This window comes from Paracoccus sp. KR1-242 (genome assembly GCF_049446195.1).
In the GTDB taxonomy this organism is placed as follows: Bacteria; Pseudomonadota; Alphaproteobacteria; order Rhodobacterales; family Rhodobacteraceae; genus Paracoccus; species Paracoccus broussonetiae.
On record NZ_JBMSED010000015.1, the window covers coordinates 34167 to 51695 of the forward strand.

At 63.0% G+C, this 17529-nt stretch carries 17 protein-coding genes and 2 tRNA genes; 7 read left to right on the forward strand and 12 right to left on the reverse strand.

Going from position 1 to position 17529, the window contains the following annotated elements; translation table 11 throughout:
- Positions 1 to 9: 9 nt before the first annotated feature.
- Genes ACO2Q4_RS20465 through ACO2Q4_RS20475 form a run of 3 tightly spaced genes read right to left on the reverse strand, consistent with a single transcriptional unit; the run spans position 10 to position 3035 of the window.
- On the reverse strand, positions 10 to 270 hold the full coding sequence (locus ACO2Q4_RS20465) for an acyl carrier protein (protein WP_423321578.1): 261 nt from the start codon (positions 268 to 270) through the stop codon (positions 10 to 12).
- Between the two features lie 12 nt (positions 271 to 282).
- Positions 283 to 1413: a UDP-3-O-(3-hydroxymyristoyl)glucosamine N-acyltransferase gene (lpxD, locus tag ACO2Q4_RS20470; RefSeq protein WP_395133458.1), complete on the reverse strand. Its 1131-nt coding sequence runs from the start codon at positions 1411 to 1413 to the stop codon at positions 283 to 285.
- 26 nt (positions 1414 to 1439) lie between these two features.
- Positions 1440 to 3035, reverse strand: a complete 1596-nt coding sequence (locus ACO2Q4_RS20475) for a L,D-transpeptidase family protein (protein WP_423321580.1) — start codon at positions 3033 to 3035, stop codon at positions 1440 to 1442.
- Between the two features lie 369 nt (positions 3036 to 3404).
- Here ACO2Q4_RS20475 and ACO2Q4_RS20480 point away from each other — a divergent pair, with 369 nt between their 5' ends.
- Complete coding sequence (locus tag ACO2Q4_RS20480; RefSeq protein ID WP_395133454.1) at positions 3405 to 3965, forward strand: YcbK family protein; 561 nt, start codon at positions 3405 to 3407, stop codon at positions 3963 to 3965.
- Between the two features lie 78 nt (positions 3966 to 4043).
- Here ACO2Q4_RS20480 and ACO2Q4_RS20485 read toward each other — a convergent pair whose 3' ends face one another.
- Entirely contained in the window at positions 4044 to 4796 is a 753-nt protein-coding gene (locus ACO2Q4_RS20485) for an SseB family protein (RefSeq protein ID WP_423321583.1), read from the reverse strand.
- Entirely contained in the window at positions 4756 to 5385 is a 630-nt protein-coding gene (locus ACO2Q4_RS20490) for a uracil-DNA glycosylase family protein (RefSeq protein WP_423321585.1), read from the reverse strand. Before ACO2Q4_RS20490 ends, ACO2Q4_RS20485 begins: the two co-directional genes overlap by 41 nt.
- 208 nt (positions 5386 to 5593) lie before the next feature.
- Here ACO2Q4_RS20490 and ACO2Q4_RS20495 point away from each other — a divergent pair, with 208 nt between their 5' ends.
- The 3 genes from ACO2Q4_RS20495 to kdsA are packed head-to-tail and all read left to right on the forward strand — an operon-like array spanning position 5594 to position 8794.
- Positions 5594 to 6247 (forward strand): ABC transporter ATP-binding protein, encoded by a 654-nt coding sequence (locus ACO2Q4_RS20495; RefSeq protein ID WP_311760441.1) that lies wholly within the window; start codon positions 5594 to 5596, stop codon positions 6245 to 6247.
- Positions 6231 to 7964 carry a capsule biosynthesis protein gene (locus ACO2Q4_RS20500; RefSeq protein ID WP_423321587.1) on the forward strand — a complete coding sequence of 578 codons (1734 nt, stop codon included), beginning with the start codon at positions 6231 to 6233 and terminating at the stop codon, positions 7962 to 7964. Before ACO2Q4_RS20495 ends, ACO2Q4_RS20500 begins: the two co-directional genes overlap by 17 nt.
- Positions 7961 to 8794: a 3-deoxy-8-phosphooctulonate synthase gene (kdsA, locus tag ACO2Q4_RS20505; RefSeq protein ID WP_395133446.1), complete on the forward strand. Its 834-nt coding sequence runs from the start codon at positions 7961 to 7963 to the stop codon at positions 8792 to 8794. Before ACO2Q4_RS20500 ends, kdsA begins: the two co-directional genes overlap by 4 nt.
- 4 nt (positions 8795 to 8798) lie before the next feature.
- On the opposite strand, the gene ACO2Q4_RS20510 is transcribed toward kdsA, so the two are convergent.
- Positions 8799 to 10034: an NAD(P)/FAD-dependent oxidoreductase gene (locus tag ACO2Q4_RS20510; RefSeq protein ID WP_423321590.1), complete on the reverse strand. Its 1236-nt coding sequence runs from the start codon at positions 10032 to 10034 to the stop codon at positions 8799 to 8801.
- 98 nt (positions 10035 to 10132) lie between these two features.
- On the opposite strand from ACO2Q4_RS20510, the gene ACO2Q4_RS20515 reads away from it, so the two are divergent.
- The 3 genes from ACO2Q4_RS20515 (at position 10133) to ACO2Q4_RS20525 (ending at position 12547) form a co-directional block, all read left to right on the forward strand.
- Positions 10133 to 10207 (forward strand) — tRNA-Gln (locus ACO2Q4_RS20515).
- Between the two features lie 308 nt (positions 10208 to 10515).
- Positions 10516 to 11445, forward strand: a complete 930-nt coding sequence (locus ACO2Q4_RS20520; RefSeq protein WP_423321592.1) for a transferrin-binding protein-like solute binding protein — start codon at positions 10516 to 10518, stop codon at positions 11443 to 11445.
- A 34-nt stretch (positions 11446 to 11479) separates the two neighbouring features.
- Positions 11480 to 12547, forward strand: a complete 1068-nt coding sequence (locus tag ACO2Q4_RS20525) for a lipocalin (RefSeq protein ID WP_423321594.1) — start codon at positions 11480 to 11482, stop codon at positions 12545 to 12547.
- 79 nt (positions 12548 to 12626) lie between these two features.
- Here the strand turns inward: ACO2Q4_RS20525 and ACO2Q4_RS20530 are convergent, their stop codons facing one another.
- The 6 genes from ACO2Q4_RS20530 to ACO2Q4_RS20555 form a co-directional block, all read right to left on the reverse strand.
- On the reverse strand, positions 12627 to 12998 hold the full coding sequence (locus ACO2Q4_RS20530; protein WP_423321596.1) for a YgiW/YdeI family stress tolerance OB fold protein: 372 nt from the start codon (positions 12996 to 12998) through the stop codon (positions 12627 to 12629).
- A 138-nt stretch (positions 12999 to 13136) separates the two neighbouring features.
- A complete protein-coding gene (locus tag ACO2Q4_RS20535) occupies positions 13137 to 13439 on the reverse strand; it encodes a hypothetical protein (protein WP_423321598.1) in 303 nt (100 codons plus the stop codon).
- A 138-nt stretch (positions 13440 to 13577) separates the two neighbouring features.
- A tRNA-Ile gene (locus tag ACO2Q4_RS20540) sits at positions 13578 to 13653 on the reverse strand.
- A gap of 66 nt (positions 13654 to 13719) precedes the next feature.
- On the reverse strand, positions 13720 to 14697 hold the full coding sequence (locus ACO2Q4_RS20545; protein ID WP_423321600.1) for a diguanylate cyclase domain-containing protein: 978 nt from the start codon (positions 14695 to 14697) through the stop codon (positions 13720 to 13722).
- Positions 14694 to 15260, reverse strand: a complete 567-nt coding sequence (locus ACO2Q4_RS20550) for a heme NO-binding domain-containing protein (protein ID WP_423321601.1) — start codon at positions 15258 to 15260, stop codon at positions 14694 to 14696. The genes ACO2Q4_RS20545 and ACO2Q4_RS20550 overlap by 4 nt, the downstream gene beginning before the upstream one ends.
- 3 nt (positions 15261 to 15263) lie before the next feature.
- Entirely contained in the window at positions 15264 to 17507 is a 2244-nt protein-coding gene (locus ACO2Q4_RS20555) for a ComEC/Rec2 family competence protein (protein ID WP_423321602.1), read from the reverse strand.
- Between the last annotated feature and the right edge of the window lie 22 nt (positions 17508 to 17529).

Consider the following 17529-nt stretch of genomic DNA (forward strand, 5'->3'; position numbering starts at 1 on the left):
TCTTGGCGTTCATGCCTTTTCAGCGACCAGCTTTTCCACCGCCGCGATGATCGAGCCAAGGGTGGAGATATCGAAGTCGGATTTCTCGGGCTCGTTGGCGTTGAACGGAACCGAGATGTCGAATTCTTCTTCAAGCGCGAAAATCGACTCTACCAGTCCCATGCTGTCGATCCCGATATCCTGCGGCGACATCTCGGGCTTCAGCTCGGCAGGGTCCAGCATGGCCTGATCGGCGATGATCTGGATGATACGGTCACGGACTTCAGTCATCTCGGCCTCCATTCAGCCCTTGTCTTCTGTGCGACTTTCCTGCGCGGTGCCGTCGTCAGATCGCTTTTCCATCAGTTTCTTAACAGTTTCGCGAAGCTCTGCCACCTGCGCGTAAAGCCGCGGCAGCCGACGGATGTTCTTTTGCGCCTCGACCTGGGTTTCCATCTTCACGGCCGGGCTGCCCAGCAGCACGCGTCCCGCCGGGGCATTGGTGAAGATCTTGGTCGAGCCGCCCGCAATGACGTCATCGCCGACGAAGATGTTGTCGGACACGCCGACCTGTCCACCCAGAACCACGCGGTTCCCGATCCGGGCCGAGCCTGCGACCCCGACCTGACCGCACAGCATGCAATCCTCGCCCACGATGCAGTTGTGGCCCACCTGCACGAGGTTGTCGATCTTGGTGCCGCGTCCGATACGCGTGGCGCGGATCGTGCCCCGGTCGATGGTGGCATTCGCCCCAAGCTCGACATCGTCACCCAGTTCGACCCAGCCCAACGAATGGATGCGCGTCCAGTGCTGTTCGCGGATTTCGTGCCGTTCGCCCAGCGTGTGACGGATCTCTTCGACCCCGGATTTCTCGGGGGTGACGAACGAAAAGCCGTCAGCGCCGACCGAAGAACCGGGGTGCAGAATCACGCGGTCGCCGATGATGACCTCATGCGCGACCCGCGCGCCCGGATGCAGCGTCGCGTCCCGCCCGATGACCGTGTCCCGGCCGATGCTGACATGGGACGAGATGCGTGCATTGGGCCCGATCCTGACACGGGCGCCGATCACAACATAGGGACCGATCGCCGCGCCTTCGCCGATTTCGGCGCTGGGATCAATGATGGCGCTGGGGTGGATCCCCGGCGCCAGTTCCGGCCCGCGGTCGAAGGTCCGGGTCAAGCCGGCCATGGCAAGGCGCGGACGCCCGACGAGGATCGCGGCCTTCAGCCCAAGCGCCTCGGGATCCATGTCCTCGGCCAGCATGGCCATGCCACCGGGTTTGAGCCGCTCGGCGAATTTCGGGTTGGTCGCCAGCGAGATCTGGCCTTCCTCGGCCTCTCCCGCCTCGGCTGCCCCCCGCACGACAAGGGTGCCGTCTCCCCAAAGCCGGGCGTCCAGCGCCCGGGCCAGTTCGGCGATGGTCAAAGTCATAGCGCTCCCCTTTTCCTGGGGATGATCTAGTTGGAGCGCGCTCCAGAATCCAGACTGCTGTCGAGTCCCGCCTTCGCAAGCGCCGCCTGAACCTCGGCATCGCGGCCATAGATGTCGGGATAACGGCGGATATCGCCGTTCTCATCCGGGAACGCGGTGAAATAGACCAGATGAACCGGCAGGTGCCCGTTCAGCGTCAAATAGGATTCGCGGCCCGAGTTCAGCGCCTTCGAGAAGGTCGCCTCGGGGTTCGAGAATTCGCCTTTCAGCAACTCATGCGCCAGTTCGACCGGTCGGGCGACACGAATGCAGCCATGCGAATAGGCGCGGCTCGACTGGTTGAACAGGTGCTTGGTTGGGGTGTCGTGCAGATAGATGTTCCAGGGATTGGGGAACATGAACTTCACGATCCCCAAGGCATTGTCATCGCTGGGCTTCTGACGCATCCGATAGGGAAAGTTGGCGGCCGTATAGCGGCTGAAATCGATGCGGTCGCGCGGGATCACGTTCCCCGCACGGTCAACCACGTCCAAATGGCTGACCGCGTTCCTGTTCGCCTTGAGCCGCGGCAGGTACTCCTTGATCGTGATCGAACGCGGCACGTTCCAGCGCGGGTTCACCACGACATACTTCATGTCCTCGGTGAATTCCGGGGTCTCCAGCGTATCATCCGCTTTGCCGATCACGACCCGCGTCGAAAAGACCGGCTCGCCATTTTCGACGATCGCCGCGTTGAATGTGGGCAGGTTCACCCAGACATGGCGGATGGACAAATCCTGATCCTGCATCCAGCGCATCCGTTCCAGCGCGACCAGAATGGCCGTCGCCTCGGGACCGACGCCGCGGTTGAGGCGGGCAATCGTGCGCGGCCCGGCAATGCCGTCCGCGGGCAGCCCCGCCTCGGCCTGGAAGGCTGCAACGGCGCTGGCCAAGGGCGCATCGAACTGCTCCTGTGCCCCTTCGGGCGCCGCGGCGAACCCGATCGCGGCCAACCGGTTGCGCAGCAAGGGCACCGTGGGGTCGACCTCGCCCGGACGCAGCATCGCTTCGGGGACGCGGGGCGTGCCGGGTGGAGCCGAAAGCTTTGACATGCGCGCCAGCGCGGCCTGAAGCGCAAGATAGGGGCGATTCTGGGGCGCGAGGCCCGCCAGATAGGCGGCAGGATCGGCGCTGGCGGCGAATTGCCGCATCAACTCACCGGTTGGGGGCCGCTTGACGCTGCGCTTGATCGCCGGGTCGACTTTGGTCGGCTCCAGCAACCCGCCGGTCATGTCATGCGTCCAGCGTGCAAAGGCGCGGGCAAAGGCAAGTTCCCCCTCAAGTCCCTGACCGCCCTTCGCGTCGATCTCGGCCAGCGCGGCGGGGTTGTACCGTTGCGCGGGCAGACCATGCGCGCCCGCCTGCCCCACCGCGGCGATCAGGGCGTGGCGGCGAATGGCTCCAGCCTCTCCCTGGAAGATCGGCTTCAGGCTGTTCGAGCCATAGAAATCGGCCAGTCCCGGATTCCCCGAGACCGCATCCGCAAGCGCCATTTCATCGTCCGAAAAGACCAGCCGGGGTGCAGGCAGCGCGGCAATCGCAGCCGCTTCAAGCCCTTGCGCCAGAACCGGCGCTGTCTGCATCGCCCCGGCGAACGCCAGAAGGACGATTGCAACCTTAGAACGAATCAACCGCGAGGCCATGGCCTTGAACTTATCCCCAGTTTCCTTCCTGTTCTCCTGCCACCGGCCGAGGATGGGGTCCAGCGCCTGTGGCCGATTTGTCTCGGGCTGATGCGGCCGGAACACGCCCGTCAGATAAGTTACGGAACGGGTTCCGATTTAACTTTGACGTAGGCGGAATCTTGCCGAAAATGGCGGATGTCCGCTGGCTGCGGAATCAAATGCTTCCCTCGGCTCGCGGGCTGGTGACATATTGTTAATCAGTTCCGACTAGATCGGGATAGCCGGGAAAGCCCGGTAAAACAAACGAAGCAGGACAGGCGATCTGACATGACGTTTGAAACTATCTCGCGTCGCGGCATCCTTGGTGTGTTCGCGGCGACGACGGTGGCAGCAGCGCCGGTTATGGCCAATGCCTTCGGTCTCATGAGGGGCGCCGGCGATGTTCGTCGCGTCCGCATGTATTCGGGACGCACCGGGGAAAGCATCGACACGGTCTACTGGGTCGATGGAAAGTACATCCGCGACGCCTTGAATGAAATCAACGTGTTCATGCGCGATTGGCGCACGGGCCAGGTGATCGGGATCGACCCGCGCACCGTCGATATTGCCGCAGCCTCGCACCGGCTGCTGCAGACCAACGAACCCTACATGATGCTGTCGGGCTATCGCTCGCCCCAGACCAATGCGATGCTCCGTTCGCGGTCGTCGGGGGTGGCGCGCAACTCGCTGCACATGGTGGGCAAGGCTGCTGACCTGCGCCTGAAATCGCGTTCGGTCTCGCAGATGTACAAGGCTGCTTCTGCCTGCCAGGCAGGTGGCGTCGGCAAATACTCGCGCTCTAATTTCGTGCACATGGACTGTGGTCCGCTGCGGCACTGGGGCGCCTGATCACAAACGGACACGTTTGTGCGATCACGCTAAGACCCGCCCTTTGGGGCGGGTTTTTGCGTTTCAGGACGGCCCGACTCAGCGAAGCCTGGGCGGGGCGTTCGGATCGCGCTTGGGCGCGGGCTGCGGTTCCTCGGGAGCCGGAGGAACCAGAACCAGCGCGTCCCGCGAATGCTCGGCGTCCGAAAATGCCAGATCAATCCCACCGTCGACCTCGGGCAGAAAGGCGAACAACTCGGCAAAGGCCTTGGCAACGGCGGGGCGGCGCGAATCATCAACACCCTTCAGAATCAGGGTGTGATTGCCGCGGCCATCCGCCCACTCCGCTTGAACAAGCGCCGCGGACTCAACCAACCCGACCATATCCCCCAGCCGAAGCGAGATCGGCTCGGCCAGCGCCTGGACGACGGCAGTCCGCGGCGGCTGGATGCGACGCGGCGCCTCGTCCGGGGCCAGGCTTGGTTCAGCCAGCAATGCCCGACCCAGCCAAGCCAGTGCGTCCGCATCCAGCAGCATTTGCGACGGCTGTCCGGGATTGACCAGAAGACCGCGATTTTCCGTCACCAGCGCTGCCGCGAGGACACGCCCCGGCAATGCAACATAGGCGACGGGTCCGCCGATGAAATCCGCCAGGCGGTCTTCTGCATCGCAAGCCAGCGCCGCGGGACCATCCTCAAGCGGAAATATCCGAAGCTCGGCGCGGTCATCCGCGGGCTCCTCGATCAAGGCCGCGAAAAGCTCGGTATCGGCCAGCCGCGACAGGATGCGCGCGCGCCGGGCCGGATCGGCCTCATGGAAGGGGATCGGGCAAAGCAGGTCCAGAGGTGTCATCGGTCTCTCTCAGGATTTGGTCTACGGCGTGGCGCAGCTCTGGCAGCAGCTCGGCCTCGAACCAGGGATTGCGTTTCAGCCAGCCGGTATTTCGCCACGACGGATGAGGCAAGGGAAAGATCACCGGTGCATGGTCCCGCCAACGCCGCACCGTTTCGGTCACGCCGCCCTTTGCGGCGGAGCCAAGGTGCCAGCGCTGCGCATGGCCCCCGACCAGAATCAGAAGCCTTGGGGAAAGCTGTTCCATGACCCGTTCGTGCCATGTGGCCGAACAAATCGGCGGTGGCGGCAGATCCGCGCCCCTGGCGTCATATCCGGGAAAGCAAAACGCCATCGGCACGACCGCGACCCGTGAACGGTCATAGAAGATGTCTTCATTGATGCCGGTCCAGTCCCGCAGCCGATCCCCGGAACGGTCGGCGAATGGCTTGCCCGCAAGATGAACCCGCATTCCCGGCGCCTGCCCCGCAATCAGGATCGGAGCACCCGGCCGGAACCACACCACCGGGCGGGGCGCGTGCCGCGTCGCGGTCGCAGCAAAGCGGGGCGCACAAAGCCGACAGTTCCGGATCTGGTTAATCAGTGTCATGTCCCGGAAAATATGCCGTGAAAGTGATGTTGGAAGGGCCTTGGCGATCACGAAGGGGCCAGCGACTTGCCCCAGACTGTGGACAGCCGCATCACGCGCGCCTATTGTCCCGCTTGTTGCTGCGGCCGCACGGTCGCCGGCACGATCAATGATGCAAACGCCCTGCCCTGCGGCCCGCAACGTCGCAGACTGGCATTCTGGACACCAGATGATCGAATTCGACAATGTCTCCAAATCGTTCTGGACCGGCAAGCAGCGCAAGGTGATCCTCGATCAGGCGTCTTTCCGGGTCGAGCTTGGCAGGTCCGTGGGCATCCTTGCCCCGAACGGAACGGGCAAGACCACCCTGATCAACATGATGTGCGGGCTGGAAAAGCCCGATGAGGGCACGATCCGCACGACCTGCCGCGTCTCGTTCCCGCTGGGTTTCATGGGTGGCGTCACCAGTTCGCTCAGCGCGAATGAAAATGCCCGCTACATCGCCCGTATCTATGGGCTGGATCCCGACTATGTCGAGGCGTTCTGCCGCTGGCTGACCGATATCAAGGAATATTTCGACATGCCGGTCGGGACCTACAGCTCGGGCATGAAGTCGCGCTTCACCTTTTCGCTGATGCTGGCATTGGAGTTCGACATTTACCTGATCGACGAAGGGATGCCCGCCACGACGGACGTGGAATTCAACCGCAAGGCGGGTTCGGTCCTGTTTGACCGGCTGAAGTCCTCGACCGTCGTTGTCGTGTCGCACCAGGCCCGGACCATCGAGAAGTTCTGCAGCTCAGCCGCGGTTCTGCGCGACGGGAAGCTTTATCAGTTTGAAACCCTCGAAGAGGCAAAGCAATATTATGACTACACCGCCTAAGGCGCGCGTTTATCGCGTCAGCCGCGAGGAATCCATTCTGGCGGTCACCCGTGGTTCCGGATCGGTCGAGACCGCCCGCAAGGTGCAGGTCGAGGTCCGGAGTCGCGAGGACGCAAAGCAGCAGGTTGCCGCTGATCCCTCGCGTCTTTTTGCACCGGATGAGGAAGACGACGGCTTTGGCGACATGCGTTTCCCCGGCGCGAGTCCCCGGGCCGAGGCAGCCCCTGCTTCGGGGATCGAGGATCGCATCGCCGCCGTCCAGGCCGAGAATTTGACCGCGCGGCAATTGCGCATGGCGCGCCGCATCGCCGCCATGCATGAAATCGACGTGGCTTCCGATCAGGAAGCCGTGGTGGTCCTGCGCGAACGGGGCATCGACCCATTCCACCGCGCGGCCGTGGGACAGATCCTGTCCGGCCAGCCGCAGGCGCAACCTCAGGGAAAGGCGGGCATGCCGGTTCCCGCGCAGAAACCCGGCGCGCTGAAGCGCCGCGGGACCGAGATCGTGCCTCTTCCCCCCGGCGGCGGCAGTCCCAAACTGCCCTCGCGTGAAGCGCTGACCGAAGACAAGCGCGCCGCCGAGATCATGCGCATCCAGAAGGACATCGCGCGTCGCAGGCGGCGCAAGCTGACCATGCTGGCGGCCCGGCTTTTCGCCTTCGTGCTGATCCCGACGATTTGCGCGGGTATCTATTACTTCAATTTCGCCACGCCGCTTTACGCCACCAATTCGCAATTCCAGATTCAGCAAGCCGACCAAAGCAATGCGGGCAGCCTTGGCAGCCTGTTCAGCGGAACGCAGCTTGCGACCAACACGGATTCTGTTTCGGTGCAAAGCTATCTGACATCGCGCGACGCAATGATGCGTCTCGATAGGGAGCAGGGCTTCCGCCAGGCGTTCCAGAGCACGTCGATCGATCCGTTGCTGCGGCTTGCGCAGGATGCCAGCTATGAACAGACCTACAAGCTGTACAAGAACTCGGTGAAAATCGGCTACGACCCGACCGAAGGCGTCATCAACATGGAGGTGGTCGCGCCCGATCCGAAACTCAGCCAGGACTTCTCGGTCGCACTCATCAAATATGCCGAAGGCCAGGTCGACCAGATGACTGCCCGCCTGCGCGAAGACCAGATGAAGGGCGCAATAGAAAGCTATGCCACCGCGGAAGCCAAGGTAAAGGAAGCGCAGACCCAGGTGCAGCAACTGCAAGAGCGTCTTGGCGTCCTTGACCCCGTGGCGGAAGGTAGCGTCATCATGGGTCACGTCACCGAGCTTGAGCGTCAGCTTGCCCAGAAGAAACTGGAACTGGGGCAGCTTCAGGCCAACGCACGTCCCAATCGCAGCCGCGTCAACGGTGTGCAGGGCGATATCGAGCGGCTTGAACAGATGCTGACCGAAACCCGCAGCCAGCTGACTGAGGGCAACAACACCCGCGGCTCTCTGGCGACGATCTCGGGGCAGATCCGGATCGCGGAATCCGATCTCGTGACGCGCCAGCAGCTTCTGGCCGCGGCCGCCGCGCAGATGGAAACCGCACGGATCGAGGCGAACAAGCAGGTCCGTTATCTTTCGCTGTCCGTGGCCCCCGTCGCCCCGGATGAGGCGACCTATCCCAAGGCCTTCCAGAACACGATCGTGGCCTTTCTGATTTTCTCCGGCATCTACCTGATGCTGTCCCTCACTGCATCGATCCTGCGTGAACAGGTGTCCACATGAACCATGTCAAAATCCGCAATGTCACTTTCGGCAACGATCTGCCCCTTGGGCTGATCGCCGGTCCCTGCCAGCTTGAAACGCTGGACCACGCGCTGATGATCGCGGAGACGGTCGCAAAGGCCGCTGCCAAGGCCGGTGCCGGCTTTGTCTTCAAGGCCAGCTACGACAAGGCAAACCGTACCTCGCTGTCCGGCAGGCGCGGTGTCGGGATGGAGGAAGGACTGCGGATGCTGGAAGAGGTCCGCAACCGCATCGGTTGCCCGGTGCTGACCGACATCCACGACATCCCTCAGGCCCGTGCGGCCGGGGCGGTCGTGGATGTGGTCCAGATCCCGGCCTTCCTGTGCCGCCAGACCGACCTTCTGCTGGCCGCGGGTGAAAGCGGGGCGGCTGTGAACATCAAGAAGGGGCAGTTCCTAGCCCCCTGGGACATGCCGAACGTCGCGGACAAGGTTGCCTCGACCGGCAATGACCGGATCATGCTGACCGAGCGCGGCGCAAGCTTTGGCTACAACACCCTTGTGGCCGACATGCGCAGCCTTCCTATCATGGCGCGGACGGGCTGGCCGGTCATCATGGACGCCACCCATTCCGTCCAGCAGCCGGGCGGACAGGGCGGATCATCCGGCGGACAGCGCGAATTCGCACCCGTGATGGCACGTGCCGCAGTCTCGCTGGGGGTCGCGGGCGTCTTTATCGAGACGCACCAGGACCCCGACCACGCGCCCTCGGACGGTCCGAACATGATCCATCTGGACCGGATGCCCGCGCTGATCGAATCCCTGATGCGGTTCGATGCGCTGGCCAAATCCGATCCGGTGATGGGCTGAGGCGTCAGTCCGCAGCAGCACTCGATACCGCGGCCGAGACGATCCCCTTGGCCGCGGCATGGGCCGATGCCCAGGCCCATTGGAAATTGTATCCGCCAAGCCAGCCGGTGACGTCCACGACCTCACCGATGAAATACAGCCCCGGCTGGCTGCGGGCCTGCATGTCCCGCGCGTCCAGATCGCGGCAATCGACCCCGCCCAATGTGACTTCTGCCGTGCGCCACCCCTCGGAGCCGACCGGCCGCAGGCGCCAGCGGTGAACACGCTGGGACAGGCTTTCGATCCTCGGATTGGGCTGGTCTGCCAATCTCGCACCATCAAGACGCAATTCTGTCGTGATCGCATCGGCCAGCCTTGCGGGCAGGATCCGGGCCAATGCGGTCCCAACCGCAATACGCCCGCCCTGACCGCGCTGTGTCTTCAGCTCTTCGGCCGTGTTTCGCCCTGGGGCAAGATCAACCAGTATGTCGTCGCCCGGCTTCCAGAAGCTTGAGATCTGCAGGATAGCCGGCCCGGAAAGGCCCCGATGCGTGAAAAGCAGCCCGTCACGGAACCGGGTCGCCGAGCGTCCCTCGCCATGGCTGACCTCGGCTTCAACCGAGACACCAGCCAATGGACGGCACAGGTCGAGGTCCTGCTCGGCAAAGGTCAACGGGACCAGCGCCGCGCGCGGTTCGATCAGGCGCAAACCGAACTGGCGCGCCAGGTCATAGCCGAATCCGGTCGCACCCATCTTTGGAATGGACTTTCCCCCCGTTGCCACGACGACGTTGCGGACCTGGACGGGACCGCGACTGGTCGCGACCAGATAGCCACCGTTGCGCGGCTCGACAGCGTTGATCGCAGTCTCCAGCCACAATTGGGCGCCCCGCATCCGGTTCAGCAGCATGTCGATGATCTGGCGCGCAGATTCGTCACAGAAAAGCTGACCCAAAGTCTTCTCGTGCCACGCGATTCCGTGCCGATCGACCATCGCGACGAATTCCGACGCCGGATATCCGGCAAGTGCCGAGGCGCAGAACCGCGGATTTTGGGAAAGGAACCGGTCCCGCCCGGTCGCAAGGTTGGTAAAATTGCACCGCCCACCGCCCGAGATCCTGATCTTCTCGCCCGGCGCGCGCGCGTGATCGATGACCAGCACACGCGGCTTTTCGGGGCTCTTCGCCAGTTCCAGAATCGATCCGGCACAGAAAAGTCCGGCTGCGCCAGCGCCAAGGATAAGGGTGTCGACATGTTCCATGATGGGGCGATTAAACGTCCTCAAACTTGCCCACAAGAAATTTCGAAAAAGGCTCTTGCACCCCCCCGCCGCCTTGGATAGATACCCCTCCACAGAGTTGGGGCGTGGCCAAGTGGTAAGGCAACGGTTTTTGGTACCGTGTACCGTAGGTTCGAATCCTACCGCCCCAGCCAACTTTCCTAAGATGATGATCTGACAGGATTAACCGGCGCGAGATCGCTGGACAGATGCCGGTATTGCGGCCCCTCCGAGCATGTTTCCGCATTTTTTCCGCACTTGCCGCGTTACTGTAGGAATGCCGCGAAACACATTGGATTCGCTTTGCTATTCCAGGCGTTCATCGCACTGCCGAGCGAACGCACAGGAAGCGCAAAAAATCCCCCAAGCATACCGTCACATCCGCGCGTGCTTGAAGGCTCGGATACCCAAGTCTCGCCCCGGAAGGGTCCGCAAGTCGGCCAGAGCCGCGCAGGAAAATGCGTTGGAGCATTCTCTGCGGTGCGAATTTTTTCAGCAGATTTCATCCTTCGCCGGGCTGCTATCCGTTGTGCATGCCGGGATTCTTTTGCAGATGTCGCATCGCTATTTTTCAGGGACGAAACTTATGATCGACAGGCGCTGCGCCGTTCTATTTTCCTGCTTTGCCTTGGCCGCGTGCGGCGGCGGTGGCGGCGGTTCGTCGTCTGGCGGGGGCACATCCGCCGGGTTCGAAGGAACGAAACCCGCAAACCTGACATTTGCGGCGGTTGCCGCCACGTCGCAGGGGTCGGTTTCAACCTCGTCCAGCAACGCCAGCTATGATCCGAAATCCGGCAATATCTCCACTGGATTCCAGGGCTATTCGGGGACTGTGGCAGAAGGCCAGTGGCGGACGGATGCGAAGGGCAACCGCCTGCGCATGACCAATCCGGCAGGCACCAAGTTCGTGCGCCAGGTCGACATGGTCGAAGCACGCGGCAACCAGAACTGGCACCGGGGCGTCATCGGATTTGAAACCCAGAGCATGCCCAAATCCGGCAAGATGACCTACGCTGGCACCACAAGCGGCCAAGCAATGAAGTTCGGAGTGGAAGGCCCCACCCTTACTGATTTCGATGGAAAGGTTCGGGTCCAGGCGGATATTGCAAGCGGCAAGGGGAACTACCGCATCAGCGACGTTCGGGCGACCGATGGGACCAGCCCGGCGCCGTTTCGCAGCCTGAGCAGCGATTTCTCGATCAGCGGCAACCGAATTTCGTCGGACCAGTCTAGCACAAGGATGGATTCCGGACCGGGCCAGCCAATGGGTCGGCCTTGGCACAGCGTCACGAATGGCGCCTTCTATGGCCCCAATGCGGCGGAAGTCGGGGCGGGCTACCAGGTCATGTCCACCGAAAGCCGCATCAACGGCGCATTTGTGGCGAAGCGCTGAGCGCATATTCCGGACCAGCCTACGAATTCCTAGAATGACCAGTATTTTCCGGCTGCTCGGTGGGCTTGCCACCCGGGCCGTAACCGCCGGCCTGATTCTTGCCTTTTCGGTGGGGGTCGGGCTTGCTGCATCCGACGAAGCACTGCTTTCCGGTTCGGACCGTTTGCTGTTTGCAACTCTCGGGCGCGATCGGCCAGACGGGGGCGCAGACCTTTACCGACAGATTGGCTTTGGCTTTGGGCTTGGCTATCAGGATCACGCAGAGCCGCTGATGACGGCACTGTGGCTTAGCCCCGTTCTGTACTGGGATCCGAACGTCAATAACGGCCTGTCGCGAGACAGACTGGTAATCTCGGAGATGGAATTCCTTCTGCCCTCCGAAATGGTCGCCCGTGACGGCATCGTCTATGGGTTCGAAGCGGGGGCCAACCAACGGTGGGCCGTCGCGCCAGGCCTGACGCTGCAGCCTGAAATCGGCTTGTCGCTCACCAATGCGGACGCGTGGGACGAACCTGCGAAGGCCGCGCGCGCTTCGCTTTGCGCTGTTCGGACCATCGAAGCAGGACGGTGGACGACGCTTTGCCTTCAACAATCGCATTACAGCGGTGGCGCAAGCCAGACGATCAACCAAACCGACCTGCTCCTCGGGCAGGACGTTTTCCTTGGGGGAACTGCGGGTGGGACCGCACATTTGCTGGGCGTAACTGCCTGGCGCAGTTTCCTGCCCGAAGGGCACCGCGACTCGGTCGGCCTGCACCTTGTTTCGGCTTGGCCCGGTTTTGGCAGTACAGATCTGAATGTCGAGGTGGGAAGCCGTCTTCCGGAGGTAGAGAGCCGGACAAGATATGTCGGTGCATCCGTCACGAAAATACTTCTCGGCCGACCGACCGAGTTCACGGCCTATGCCGACAAGCGCGAAGGCGGCCACTTTCTGGGGGAAATCGTGGTTGAACACGGTGTCGGCATAGGGTTCGCCCGCCCCGTCAACGACCGGCTCAAGATCGAGGTCATGGCCGAAAAGTCGAGGTCGAATGCAGATGCTTACAACAGCTCCGGCATCTCGGTCCGTTTCATGTTGCCGTCCCTGAGCTTCTATCGCTAGCGGTGATCCGGGGCGTCCCAACCGCCTCGGGGACCGATCATGAACCGCTAGTGAAAGGAGTTCGCCTCTTCCTGCCTGATCATTTCGTAATGGTGACGTGATCGACATCAATGTCGGCTTCCTTCCGAAGATGGGTATCGACCTCACCCTGGATGCGGAGGACGGTATTCTCGTCGATGTCACCTATCGGAAAATCGTCCTGGTCAATTTCCACCCGGATCTCTCCGGTGCCGTCACTGAAGGTATAGGCTTCCTTCTCGATCTGGCGGATCAGCTTCCCTTCAAGTTGTACGCCCACGTCGTCCTTGGGATCGTCAAGGATCTCCTTCACCGTGGTCGCGGCATATGTTCCATCCTGGCCCTGCTTCAGGTCCGAGGGACCGCTGTACTGGGCAAATGCCGCCGCACCGGAAGCAAAAATGATGGCGGTTGCCAGCAAGATGTTCTTCATCGCATTTCTCCTTGTCTGTCAGCCGAACGCACTCGCATCGCGAAAGGTTCGCGGCGCAATCGCACCCCCGCTACAGAAGCTGCCACGCCCCTCCGTGCGCCTGCCGATGGCAGACGCAATCGTCGCTGTCGGACTGCTTCAGCGTCCGAGCAGGATCACGGACATGTGGATGTCGATTTCGTCAGGCGACAGGTCTTTCGCCATCGGATGGGTTCCTGCAAGCGCAGATCGCACGGAATGCGCAGTGCGTCCCATACCTTGCTCGTCAATGTCCCTGATGGTGTCCGTGGTGATGACTGCACCATCCACCTTCCGTCTGGCCGTGTAGCGGTAGCATCGTGCCATGTCGCGACTCCTCTCCGGCTGAACTTGAGAGAAACTATCGGTCGTTTTGGGCAGGTCCGTCCAACCTTTTTTGAGAGCGTCAAGGACGAGCGCCATGCAACTCGTGCCCCGACTGCCTTGTTGCTACCATGATCACGGGCCCGAAATCATCGTTTCAGAAGCGCGAATAGTCCCTTACGTGCGGCGAGAACGACCGGTGTAAGACGATTCTGTCAGTAAAAAAGATGGATGGGGTGGTAGGCGCGGAGGGATTTGAACCCCCAACCAAGGCGTTATGAGCGCCCTGCTCTAACCGTTGAGCTACACGCCCGAACCGAGATGTGACCTAGGACGCCAGGGCGGCCGTCGTCAAGGCACAAGCATGTCCGCCCCGCAACTAATCCGTTTGCCTTCGCCGCTGCGGTTGTTGGCCACGGCGGCGGGCCTTGTCCTGATAAAGGGCCGAATCCGCTTCGGCCATCATTGCGGCCAGATCCCAGCGATCATGATCTTGCGAGCGGCTGAACCCGATGCTGGCCGAAACTTCAAGCGCAAGCCCCTTGAACGCGACGGGTTCACGGATGCGCGCGATGATCCTGCGACCGATCGCGCCAATCTCGGCGGCAGATACGGGTCCGGCCAGGATCATCATGAACTCATCGCCGCCCATGCGGCCAAGGCGGTCGGTCGCCCGCGTTTCGGATTCCAGGGCGCGCGCCACGCTTTGCAGCACCACGTCGCCCGCCGCATGGCCAAAGCGGTCGTTGACCTGCTTGAAGTCGTCAAGGTCCAACTGGGCCAGCGCAAAGGGCTGGACGCGCAGGCTGCGCATCGCCTGTTCCAGCTCGGTCTGAAAGCCGCGCCGATTGAGAAGCCCGGTCAGCGCATCGGTGACGGCAAGCTTGGCCTCGGCAGCGCGAGCCTCCTCCAGCCGACGGTTGGTGCGTGCCAGTTCGGCCATCACTGCCCGGTTTGCCTCATGGAGGAACAGCAATTCAAGCGCCAGATCCGAGGGGGTGAAGTCCGCCCCGTTCAGGTCGAAGGCACGAACCGCCTGGACCAGGGACATGCCGAGCCCCAGATCCAGCAGATAGCCGCCGGCCAGTCGCCCGCCTCGGCCCCGCAGGGTGATGCCTGCATGATGACGCAGGCGCATCTGGACAGGCTCACCCGATGCGATGGCCGAACACAGGCCAGCGGGATCGGCAATTGCGGTGGGTGGACGCTCGACCTCCAGGCAGTCCTGCAGGCGGGTGGTGCTGCCTATAAGCTTGCGCAGCGTCGGACCGGCGCGCCCGATCCTGTCCCCGTCCAGCAGAAGCAGGTGCATGGGCAACAGCGCATCCAGATCCAGCACGCCAGCAGGGACGCTCACTGGGCTTCTCCGATGGACAGTGCAAAGGGCCGGCTGGCGGCATGCCCTTCAAGCGCGATGCTGAGCAGGATGGCCTCGCCATTGACCGAGATCAGCGCAAGCGTGCCATAATCATCGGCCATTCCCCGCAGCGCACCCGCCAGCACGTTCAGCCAGCCCGGCGGCAGGCGACGCGACAGGATGGCGAAGCCGCCCTGTCCCTTCTGGACCACGGCAAGTCCGAATTCCGGCATGTCGGCCAGGATCATGCCCGCCCGCGCGGGAAGCTCGCCCAGGGACAGCACAAAATCGCCATAGCTCGTGCCGCTGAAGCGTAGAAGGCGACGGATCGGTTCGATCTGCACCAGCCAGGCGCCAAGATCCTCGAGAATATCCTCGGGCGCCTTGCCGAGCCTGCGGGCGGCGATCAGCACGATGCGGCGGATGCGGGACCGGCCAGTGAATGCCGAGGACAGGAACTCCTCGGGGCGGATATTCGCGGCGGCAAGGATATCGCGCCAGGCCTCGTCACCGTGGCAGTCACGCAGAAACGCCTCCAGCGAGCGATCGAGCATCCCAAGCATGGCCTAGCGCCTCGTCCCCGGGCGTGTCCAGACGCGGTCGCCCACGGTATCGTGGACCGAGACAAGATGCAACCTTCCCCCGCGTTCGATCACGGCTATCGCACCGGAACGCCGCAGCGAGTCCGGATCAAGCACGAGGCAATCCCGCCGCGGCTTGCGCGGCAGATCCAGCCGGACATTCGACACGATCATCGCGCCGTCATGGCAAAGGCCGGCTGCAAGCCCCGCCGACCGCTTGCCGGTCAGGTGAACCAACTCGACCACGCCGCCTGACAGGGAAAGTTGCGCGTGGCGCGCCCCTTTCTCGCCCTGCCAGGGGCCGGTCGCTGCGGCCGTGGCCTGATCGCGGTCGTCGCCATCTGCCTCAAGCCATCCCGACACCGCAAAGGTGCCTCCCTTGGGCTTCGACGTCGCGCGGACCGACGGCGTCATGATCCCGACAGCATCGCCTTCGGCCGAGATCAGGACCAGCGGGCGCTGGGCGGTCAGCCAGATCCCGAATGCCGCGACCAGCATCATCCCACCCACCCATCTGCGCGGCCTGCTGTTTCCAAGCAAACCGTGACGGGCGCCAACAGGGGCCAGCAGCGCAAGGCTGGCACCAATGGCGATCAGGGGCAGAACAACGCGCGGCGGCGCCGGGACAAGCATTGTCGTTCCGTCGAGATCCGCAATCCAGCGCGCCACCAGCAACATCCATTTCGTACCGATCCCCATGACCCAAAGCGGGATGTCCTGCAGCCCCAGCGGGGCCACCAGCGCGGCGATGACACCTGCAGGCATCACCAATACCCCCGCGACAGGCACGACCAGCAGGTTCGCAAGGGTGCCATACTGGGACAGACGCCCGAAATGCGCGGCCGCAATCGGCGCCGTCGCCATTCCCGCGACCAGCGAAGAAATCAGCAGGGCAAGGACCGGTCGCAACCACCACGGCAAAAGCGGCGCAACGCGCAGCCAGGGTTCGTGGGCAAGGATCAGCGCCACGGTAGCGACGAAGCTCATCTGGAATCCGGGTGCCAACAGTGCGTCCGGGGTCGTCAGCAGGATGGCGATGGCCGCGACCGAGACCGTCCGCAGTGAGATTGCACGCCGATCCGCGACAATTGCCAGCAGCATGACCGCGACCATGACGAAGGATCGCTCGGTCGCGACGTCGCCCCCCGACAGCCAAAGATAGGCTGCGGCGGCCCCCAACGCTCCTACCGCCGCCCATTTATGGACATGTGCGCCCGAACGGCTGCGGGCGCGCTGCAAGATTGCCCCGATGATGCGCAGCGAAGCATAGACGAAACCGGCCAGCATGCTCATGTGCAGGCCCGAGATCGAGACGATGTGGTAAAGATTGGCGGCCCGCATGATCTCGTTCGTCTCTTCCGCGATGCCCGAACGGTCTCCCGTCATGAGCGCCGATGAGACTGCCCCGGCCTGCCCGCCGATGCTGGTCTGAATCGCCGCCGACAGGCGCATCCGCAGTCGATGCAGGGCCAGCGCGCCGCCCGGCTGCGGCGGTTCCACCGTCAGGACCGGGCTGCGCGAATATCCGATGGCGCCAAGCCCGTCGAACCATGCCATGCGGCGGAAATCGAAGCCTCCCGGTTCGGACGGGCTGCCGGGCGGACCAAGATTTGCGGTCAGCATTACCCTTTGTCCCGGTACCGGAATCGCCTGCCCGGTCCCGATCAACGAGATGCGGACGCGCCTCGGCACCCGCTCGGGCGCGATGTCGTCCATTGCCAGCTGGTCCAGCGTCAGCCGCAACCTGTCGCGAGAGGAGCGGTCGATCCCGACGACGCGCCCCTCGACCCCGCCATAATAGCGAAACTCCAACACCGGGGCAGCGACAAGTTCCGTGCGCAACCCGCTGAGCAAAGCGCCAAGCGCGATGAAGAAAAGCGCAAGCCCGGCAAAGCGTAGCTGGTCGAACCAGCTGACGGCGCCCGTGGCATTCGGCGGCCAACGCCAGATCGCCAGCCCCCCAAGTCCCAAAGCCCCGCAGCCAAGATAGAAGCCCAGACCGGGTTCGTGCCTCAGGCTGAACCATCCGCCGATGCCAAGGGAAAGCCAGAACGGCACCCATGAGATCAGTCCCGCGCGCTCGGCCACCGAGGCCCTGGATTTCTGCTGCCCAAGGGACTTCAGGAAGCCGGCTCGGGCCGTCGTGCCCCCTTGGTCGATCACGCCCACCGCCACGAAAACTTGTCCTTGTCCGATGCCTTGCGTATTGCTGTCGCCAAGCTTTGGCATGCGCGCCCTTACAAAAGGATTA

Bases quoted from the DNA above. Each gene is read 5' to 3' on its own strand.
- ACO2Q4_RS20530 (WP_423321596.1), bottom strand. From the start codon at position 12,998: ATGAAGAACATCTTGCTGGCAACCGCCATCATTTTTGCTTCCGGTGCG.
- ACO2Q4_RS20500 (WP_423321587.1), top strand. From the start codon at position 6,231: ATGACTACACCGCCTAAGGCGCGCGTTTATCGCGTCAGCCGCGAGGAA.
- ACO2Q4_RS20490 (WP_423321585.1), bottom strand. From the start codon at position 5,385: ATGACACTGATTAACCAGATCCGGAACTGTCGGCTTTGTGCGCCCCGC.
- ACO2Q4_RS20525 (WP_423321594.1), top strand. From the start codon at position 11,480: ATGACCAGTATTTTCCGGCTGCTCGGTGGGCTTGCCACCCGGGCCGTA.
- ACO2Q4_RS20555 (WP_423321602.1), bottom strand. From the start codon at position 17,507: ATGCCAAAGCTTGGCGACAGCAATACGCAAGGCATCGGACAAGGACAA.
- ACO2Q4_RS20510 (WP_423321590.1), bottom strand. From the start codon at position 10,034: ATGGAACATGTCGACACCCTTATCCTTGGCGCTGGCGCAGCCGGACTT.
- ACO2Q4_RS20465 (WP_423321578.1), bottom strand. From the start codon at position 270: ATGACTGAAGTCCGTGACCGTATCATCCAGATCATCGCCGATCAGGCC.
- kdsA (WP_395133446.1), top strand. From the start codon at position 7,961: ATGAACCATGTCAAAATCCGCAATGTCACTTTCGGCAACGATCTGCCC.
- lpxD (WP_395133458.1), bottom strand. From the start codon at position 1,413: ATGACTTTGACCATCGCCGAACTGGCCCGGGCGCTGGACGCCCGGCTT.
- ACO2Q4_RS20535 (WP_423321598.1), bottom strand. From the start codon at position 13,439: ATGGCGCTCGTCCTTGACGCTCTCAAAAAAGGTTGGACGGACCTGCCC.
- ACO2Q4_RS20550 (WP_423321601.1), bottom strand. From the start codon at position 15,260: ATGCTTGGGATGCTCGATCGCTCGCTGGAGGCGTTTCTGCGTGACTGC.
- ACO2Q4_RS20495 (WP_311760441.1), top strand. From the start codon at position 5,594: ATGATCGAATTCGACAATGTCTCCAAATCGTTCTGGACCGGCAAGCAG.
- ACO2Q4_RS20485 (WP_423321583.1), bottom strand. From the start codon at position 4,796: ATGACACCTCTGGACCTGCTTTGCCCGATCCCCTTCCATGAGGCCGAT.
- ACO2Q4_RS20480 (WP_395133454.1), top strand. From the start codon at position 3,405: ATGACGTTTGAAACTATCTCGCGTCGCGGCATCCTTGGTGTGTTCGCG.
- ACO2Q4_RS20475 (WP_423321580.1), bottom strand. From the start codon at position 3,035: ATGCAGACAGCGCCGGTTCTGGCGCAAGGGCTTGAAGCGGCTGCGATT.